The sequence below is a fragment of the Thiohalocapsa sp. genome, assembly GCF_019695415.1.
Taxonomy (GTDB): Bacteria; Pseudomonadota; Gammaproteobacteria; order Chromatiales; family Chromatiaceae; genus Thiohalocapsa.
Window position 1 is genome coordinate 1 of sequence record NZ_JAIFKJ010000110.1, and the last position, 7,256, is coordinate 7,256.

General features: G+C 67.1%; 9 protein-coding genes. All 9 read left to right on the top strand.

Features of this window, described 5'->3' with window-relative positions:
* Positions 1-606, top strand: a complete 606-nt coding sequence (ccmB, locus tag I6U14_RS02440; RefSeq protein ID WP_296896607.1) for a heme exporter protein CcmB — start codon at positions 1-3, stop codon at positions 604-606.
* A 152-nt stretch (positions 607-758) separates the two neighbouring features.
* Positions 759-1,574, top strand: a complete 816-nt coding sequence (gene ccsA / locus I6U14_RS02445) for a cytochrome c biogenesis protein CcsA (RefSeq protein WP_296896608.1) — start codon at positions 759-761, stop codon at positions 1,572-1,574.
* A complete protein-coding gene (gene ccmD / locus I6U14_RS02450; RefSeq protein WP_367115615.1) occupies positions 1,574-1,765 on the top strand; it encodes a heme exporter protein CcmD in 192 nt (63 codons plus the stop codon). The genes ccsA and ccmD overlap by 1 nt, the downstream gene beginning before the upstream one ends.
* Positions 1,762-2,247, top strand: a complete 486-nt coding sequence (gene ccmE / locus I6U14_RS02455; RefSeq protein WP_296896609.1) for a cytochrome c maturation protein CcmE — start codon at positions 1,762-1,764, stop codon at positions 2,245-2,247. The genes ccmD and ccmE overlap by 4 nt, the downstream gene beginning before the upstream one ends.
* A complete protein-coding gene (locus I6U14_RS02460; protein WP_296896611.1) occupies positions 2,244-4,244 on the top strand; it encodes a heme lyase CcmF/NrfE family subunit in 2,001 nt (666 codons plus the stop codon). The genes ccmE and I6U14_RS02460 overlap by 4 nt, the downstream gene beginning before the upstream one ends.
* An 11-nt stretch (positions 4,245-4,255) precedes the next feature.
* Complete coding sequence (locus tag I6U14_RS02465) at positions 4,256-4,801, top strand: DsbE family thiol:disulfide interchange protein (RefSeq protein ID WP_296896613.1); 546 nt, start codon at positions 4,256-4,258, stop codon at positions 4,799-4,801.
* A 288-nt stretch (positions 4,802-5,089) separates the two neighbouring features.
* Entirely contained in the window at positions 5,090-5,587 is a 498-nt protein-coding gene (locus I6U14_RS02470) for a cytochrome c-type biogenesis protein (RefSeq protein ID WP_296896615.1), read from the top strand.
* 22 nt (positions 5,588-5,609) lie between these two features.
* Complete coding sequence (gene ccmI, locus I6U14_RS02475) at positions 5,610-7,061, top strand: c-type cytochrome biogenesis protein CcmI (RefSeq protein WP_296896617.1); 1,452 nt, start codon at positions 5,610-5,612, stop codon at positions 7,059-7,061.
* 7 nt (positions 7,062-7,068) lie between these two features.
* Positions 7,069-7,256 (top strand): hypothetical protein (locus I6U14_RS02480; RefSeq protein WP_296896619.1); only part of this gene is annotated, 188 nt, incomplete at its 3' end.

Consider the following 7,256-nt stretch of genomic DNA (forward strand, 5'->3'; position numbering starts at 1 on the left):
TTGCTTCGGTTGGGTGCTGTTTGGGTCGGTGGCGGGGTCGTGGTCGCGCTGGTGGTCGGCGGGGGGCGGGTGCGGGTGCGCATGTGGGGGCGGGGGGTGGGGTGGGCGCGGGGCGTGCTGTGGTCCAGGCGGGCGGTTGGGGGGGTGTTGGCCGCGGACTACGACGACGGCACGCTGGGGCAGCTGCTGCTGGCCGGGCAGCCGCTGTCGCTGCTGGTGCTCGCAAAAATCGTCGCGCATTGGCTGCTGACCGGGCTGCCGCTGGTGGTGATTGCCCCCATCATGGCCATGAAGTATTCGCTGGAGGCCACAGCCATTTGGGTCATGATGGTCGCGCTCGCGCTCGGCACGCCGGTGCTGAGCCTGCTCGGGGCCATCGGCGCGGCGCTGACGCTTGGTCTGCGCGGCGGTGGCATTCTGCTGTCGCTGCTGATTCTGCCGCTGTACATCCCCGTACTGGTATACGGGGCGGGGGCCGTCAGCGTGAGTGTCATCGAAATCAAGGACACGGAGCCCTACTTCGCACTGCTGGGGGCCTTCCTGCTGGGCGGGTTGGTGCTGGCGCCGCCAGCGGCCGCCGCGGCGCTTAGGATCTCCATGGAATGACGGTGGTCGCAAGCACGGCGGCAGCTATGCTTCCAGCTCCGCATTACCCTTCGGTAACCCCGGAGTGTTGTCTCGTTTCCTTAACCTTGACGCTGGGTAACCCCGTAATCGCTCCCAACTGATGGTGATAAACTGACGCACCGCCGAGCGCTATGAAGATCAACTGGTTCAAATACGCCGCACCCACCGCCTTCTACCCGGTGGCCGGCCGGCTCGTCCCGGTGTTCGGGTTCGCTGCGCTGGCGTTGGTGCTGTTCGCGCTCTACTGGGGCTTTTTCGAAACACCTGAGCGCCTTGGTGGTACCAACCCGCAAAAAGAGTACTACCGCATCATCTTCATCCACGTGCCCTCGGCCTGGATGTCCATGTGGCTGTACCTGGTGCTCGCGGCCTGGTCCGCGGTCGGGCTGGTGTTCAACACGCGCCTGAGCTTCATGATGGCCAACGCCGTCGCCCCCACCGGTGCCATCTTCACCTTCCTGGCGCTCTGGACCGGCGCCTTCTGGGGCCGCCCGAGCTGGGGCACCTACTGGGACTGGGACCCGCGGCTGACCTCCGAGCTGATCCTGTTCTTTTTGTACATCGGCTTCATGGCCCTGCACTCGGCCATCGACGACAGCCGGCGGGCGGACCGCGCGGCAGCGCTGCTCGCCATCGTCGGCCTGGTGATGCTGCCCATCATCTACTGGTCCATCAACTGCCCAGACCCAAACAACTGTGCGGCGCTGCACCAGCGCTCCTCGCTCACCGACATCGAGTCCAACATCCTCACCGCCATGCTGGTCATGACGCTCGGATTCTGGCTCTACTCCTTCGCCGCGGCCTTCGCGCGGCTGCGCAATATCATCCTGCTGCGTGAGCAGGACAACGCCTGGGTGCGCAAGATGGTCGATGCCGCCGAAGGCACGTCCCCCCGCGGCGCTGCCGGGGTTGGAGGTCGACCCGCCAATCGGGGGGTGAGCGTCTGATGCAAGGCTTGATCGGCTTCCTGAGCCAGGGCGGCTACGCCTTTTACGTCTGGAGCGCCTTCGGCATGACCTTCGCGCTGCTCATCGCGGAGATGCTGGTGCTGCGCCGAAGCCGCCGAACCATTTTGCAGCGCGTCGGTCGATTGGCTCGACTGCGCACGCAAAACGTGCCACCGGGAGAACAATCATGAAAGCAAGACAAAAACGCCTGATCTTCGTCGGCGTCGCCGTAGTCGGCGTCGGCATTGCCGCCACCCTGGCGCTGAGTGCCCTCAACAGCAACATCGCGTACTTCTTCAGCCCGAGCCAAGTACACGCCGGCGAGCATCCCACCGATGCCGTCTTCCGCGTTGGGGGGCTGGTGGTGGAGAACACGCTGAACCGCCAGGAGGACGGCCTCACGGTACGCTTCGATGTCACCGATAATGCGCAGACCGTGCCGGTCAGCTACACGGGCATCCTGCCGGACCTCTTCGGCGAGGGCCAAGGCGTGGTGGCCAAGGGCCGCATCGGCGAGGACGGCGTCTTCTACGCCGACCAGGTGCTTGCCAAGCACGATGAATCCTACATGCCGCCGGAGGTGGAAGACACGCTGCAGACCGTCCATGCAAAGGGCGTCGTGGAGACCGCCGTCCAGTCCATGCCCGCCACAGGCAATACGGTGACCCAATGATTCCCGAGCTCGGACACTTCGCGCTGATCCTGGCGCTGCTGCTGGCCGTCGTCCAGGCGGCCTTTCCGCTGGCGGGCTCACTCTCGGGCAACCGCCCTTGGATGGCCATGGCCCGGCCGCTGGCGTATGGGCAGCTCACCATGCTTGCCATCGCCTTCGCCGCGCTGACCCAGGCATTCCTAACCAGCGATTTCTCGGTGCTCTACGTCGCTGATCACTCGAACACCCTGCTGCCCACCATCTACAAGGTCTCCGCCGTCTGGGGCGGGCACGAGGGCTCGTTGCTGCTCTGGGTGTTGATGATGGCCGCCTGGGGTGCCGCGGTGGCGGCCTTCAGCGGCAACTTGCCGCTCACCGTCGTCTCCCGGGTCATCTCGGTGCAGGGCATGATCGCCATCGGCTTTCTGCTGTTCATGCTGCTCACGTCCAACCCCTTCGAGCGGCTGTTCCCGGTGCCGGCCGAAGGGCGTGACCTGAACCCCCTGCTGCAGGATCCGGGGCTCGCCATCCATCCACCCATGCTCTACATGGGCTACGTGGGCTTCTCGGTGGCCTTTGCCTTTGCTGTTGCCGCCCTCATCGGCGGTCGGCTGGACGCCGCCTGGGCGCGCTGGTCACGGCCCTGGACCACCGTTGCCTGGGTCTTTCTCACCATCGGCATCATGCTCGGCTCCTGGTGGGCCTACTACGAGCTCGGCTGGGGCGGCTGGTGGTTCTGGGACCCGGTCGAAAACGCCTCGTTCATGCCGTGGCTGGTCGGCACCGCGCTGATCCACTCGCTGGCGGTGACAGAAAAGCGTGCTGCCTTCAAGAGTTGGACGGTGCTGCTCGCGATCTGCGCCTTCTCGCTGAGCCTGCTCGGCACCTTCCTGGTGCGCTCTGGCGTGCTCACGTCGGTGCACGCCTTCGCCACCGACCCGTCGCGCGGACTCTTCATTCTGGTCTTCCTGTGCATCGTGGTGGGCGGATCACTGGCGCTTTATGCCTGGCGCGCGCCGGAGGTCTCTGACGGCGGGCGCTTCAGCCTGCTCTCACGAGAATCGGCACTGCTCGGCAACAACCTGATTTTTGTCGCCTTCACGGTGCTGGTCTTATTCGGCACCTTGGCGCCGCTCATTTACGAGGCATTCAACTGGGGCAAGATCTCTGTCGGGTTCCCTTGGTTCAACAAGATGTTTCTGGCCCTGTCACCCTTCCTTGCGGTGCTCATCGGGCTTGGGCCAGCCACCCGTTGGAAGCATGACGAGCCCCTGCGCGTGCTGAAGACACTCTGGTGGGCGCTGGCGCTCAGCGCAGCCGTCCTCGCCATCAGCGCCCTGCCGGTGTTCAATACCAAGACGCTTTGGGTGCCCGTTGGTCTTGCGCTCGCCGCCTGGCTCTTCTTCGCGCACGTCGCCATCGTGCGCGAGCGCCTGCGCAACAAGGGCGGGCTCAGCGGCATGGGGCCGGCCATCCTTGCCGACCTGCGCGGCGGAGGCCGCAGCTTCTACGGCATGGTCACCGCCCATGTCGGCGTGGCGATGTTCATCGTCGGCGTCACGGTGCTCTCCAACTATCAGCTGGAAGAGGACGTGCGCATGTCCCCGGGCGACAGCTATGAGCTCGCCGGCTACCGCTTCGAGTTCCTGGGCGCGCAGCAGGTCCCGGGGCCGAACTACATAGCCCAGCGCGGCGAGTTCAATGTCTACCGGGGCGACCGCGAGGTGACCAAGCTGTACCCGGAAAAGCGCGCCTACCTGGGCGGCGGCATGCCCATGACGGAGGCTGCCATCGACCCAGGCTTCTTCCGCGACATCTACGTATCGCTGGGTGAGGCGGTGGGCGACAGCGGTGACTGGGCGCTCAGGCTCTATTACAAGCCCTATGTGCGCTGGATCTGGCTGGGTGCGATCCTGATGGCCCTGGGCGGCGCGCTGGCCGTCTCCGATCCGCGCTACCGCCTTGCCGGCGCCCGGGCGCGCAAGCCCGCCGCAGATCCTGTGGCGGCAAGGGCCTGAGGGGCACAGCCATGGCCATGTCCAAATCTGTGCGCTACCTGACCCCGCTGATCGTCTTCGCGGGGCTGGTGGCACTGTTGGTCTGGGGCTTGGGGCAGGACCCGCGAGAGGTCCCCTCCCCCCTCATCGGTAAGCCGGTGCCGCAGTTCAGCCTGCCGGCGCTCGAGGATCCGAATCGCACCGTCACCGAGGCCGATCTCAAGGGCAAGATCTCGCTGGTGAACGTCTGGGCATCCTGGTGCAGCTCCTGTCGGGCCGAGCATCAGGCGCTGATGGCACTGTCTGAAGTCCCGGACTTCCAGATCGTCGGCCTCAACTGGAAAGACGAGGCACAGGACGCCATGCGCGTGCTCCAGCTCACCGGCAACCCCTATGACCTGAACGGCTACGACCCTGACAACACCGTCGGCATCCATTGGGGCGTCTACGGCGCCCCGGAGACCTTCGTCGTCGATCAGGACGGCATCATCCGCTACAAGCACATTGGACCCATCGATCGCGAGGTCTGGGAGAAGAAGCTGCAGCCGCTGGTCTCGGAGCTGCGGGCGAGGGGGTGAGGCAAGGCTGCGCAGCGCCCGAGCCGGGCGCCGACTCCCCGGCGGCGGACGGACGGCCACTTGCCCGGGCCGCCGACTCAAGTCTGCGCACCCCGGAGGGCCTACGCGAAGCGGCCACAATTTTCGCGAGCTGAGGCCGCAACGACCGCGAGCACGTGTCACCAGCGTCGGGCCTTACAACGTCGGCCGAGCTGTGGGCCCGCGCCCAATGAGGCCCCCCGCTGCATGCCGAGCCGTCGGCAGCACGCCTTCAAACTTCGAACTTCACACTTCAAACTTCCAACAGGCATGCCACCACTGCTCAAGACCATCCTGCTCGCGGCACTCCTCGCCGTCGCGACCGCAACGCCGGCGTATACGCTGGAGGAATTCCAATTCGACAGCCCGGCCCAGGAACAGGAGTTTCGGGACTTAATCGCCAAGCTGCGCTGCCTGGTCTGCCAAAACGAATCCCTGGCCGGCTCCCAGGCGGAACTGGCCCAGGATCTTCGCAACGAGGTCTACCGCATGATGCGCGCCGGCCAGTCTGAGGACGAGATTCTGGATTTCCTCGTCGCACGCTATGGGGACTTCGTGCTTTACGACCCGCCGCTCAAGCCCTCCACCTACGTGCTCTGGTTCGGGCCCTTCGTCATCATCGGCATCGCCGCCTTCTTCATGCTGCGCGCGGTACTGCGCCGCAAGCCCGCAGGAGACGACGATATGTCCGAAGCCGAGCGCGAGCGCCTGCGCACCCTTCTAGGTGCCGACAGCGCCGCCGACGGCGAGCCCAAAAAGCCCACCTGAGCCTGTCCAAGCAAACCCTGTTATGACCATCTTCTGGATTCTCGCCGCCGGCGTCGCGTTGCTGGCGGTGCTCTTTGTCGTCGCCCCGCTCATCGCCGGTCGTGACAACGCCGACAGCGCGGCCGAAGCCGACCAGGCGCGCGTCAACCTGGAGCTGTTCAAGCAGCAGCTCGCGGAGCTGGACACAGACCTCGCCGCCGGCAAGCTCGACCGCACCCAGTACGAGGCCGCCCGCCGCGACCTGGAGCGGGAGCTGCTGCGCGACACCGCGGATCTCGGCCCAGACGACCCCAAGCCCGTGGCGCACGTGAAGCTGCCGGGCCCAAGCCTCACCGCTGCCGCCTTGGTGTTCGCGGTGCCGGCCATGGCCCTCGCACTCTACCTGCTCCTGGGTGAGCGGCAGATTATCCCCCAGCTGGAGCTAACCGCAGCCGGCGGCGGCGCCGGTGCGCAGCAGCACGCCGGCGCGGACGGCATGCCGGCGCTTGACGTTCTGGTGCAGCGCCTAGAAGAACGCCTGCAACAGGCCCCAGACGACGGCGAGGGCTGGACCATGCTCGGGCGTACCTACTTCGCCTTGGGGCGCATTCCAGACGCCGAGAAGGCCTTGGCGCGAGCCCACGAGCTGCTGCCCGATGACACCCAGGTCACGCTGGCCTACGCCGAAAGCATCGCCGCGAACAACAACCGAGACCTCGAAGGCAAGCCCGCCGAGCTGATCTCCGAGGTCCTGGCCGCAGAGCCAGACAACGCGACCGCGCGCTGGTTGTCCGGCATGGTCGCCTTCCAAAGGGGCCAGTACCAATCCGCCGCCACCGCCTGGAAGCGCGTGCTTGAGCAAGTAGACCCAGAGAGCGACGACGCCCAAGAGCTGCGCCAGCTCATCGCGCAGGCCCAGGAGCGCGCCGGCATACCGCCACAGATGCAGCTCGCGGCCAACACCGATGGCACGCAAGCGGGCACGGCAGGACCGCCCGCCGGCGAGGCCACGACGAGTGCACAACAGCCGGCTCAGCCGGCACCGCCGACGCCCACTGCCCCCGAGCCCACGCAGGCGGCGCCGGCCGCGGAGCCCGCTGCGCAAACGGAGCCCTCCCCCACAGCGCCGCCGCCACAGGAGACGACGGGCGCAGCCATTGATGTCAGCGTCTCGCTGGCGCCGGCGCTCGCAGGCCGCATGCCGCCCGAGACCACGGTGTTCGTGTTCGCCCGCGCCGCAGCCGGCCCGCCCATGCCCCTGGCCGTCCAGCGGTTGACGCTCGCTGACCTGCCGGCGAGCGTGCGTCTGGACGACAGCATGGCCATGATGCCGCAGATGCGCCTGTCCGCCTTCCCGCAAGTGCTGGTGGGCGCGCGCGTCTCCCCCAGTGGCCAGGCCATGCCGCAGCCTGGGGATCTGGAGGGCATCGAAGGTCCTGTCTCCGCCGCCAGCACCGGCGCGGTGAGTGTCACCATCGACAGCGTACGGCCCTGAGCCGTTCGTGGCGCCCGTGGCGGGTCGAGCGCAGCGGCTTGCGACGCGCCTGAAGCCCCTGCTGCCGCTGCTCGCGGCCGCGGCGGCGGTGCCGCTGCTCCCGCTGCTCGCTGCCTCTCTGCACCGCCCGCCGCTCGCGGCCCTGCTGCAGCTGCCCCCCACCCTCTGCGCCCTGGCCCCCCCCCCCCCGCACCC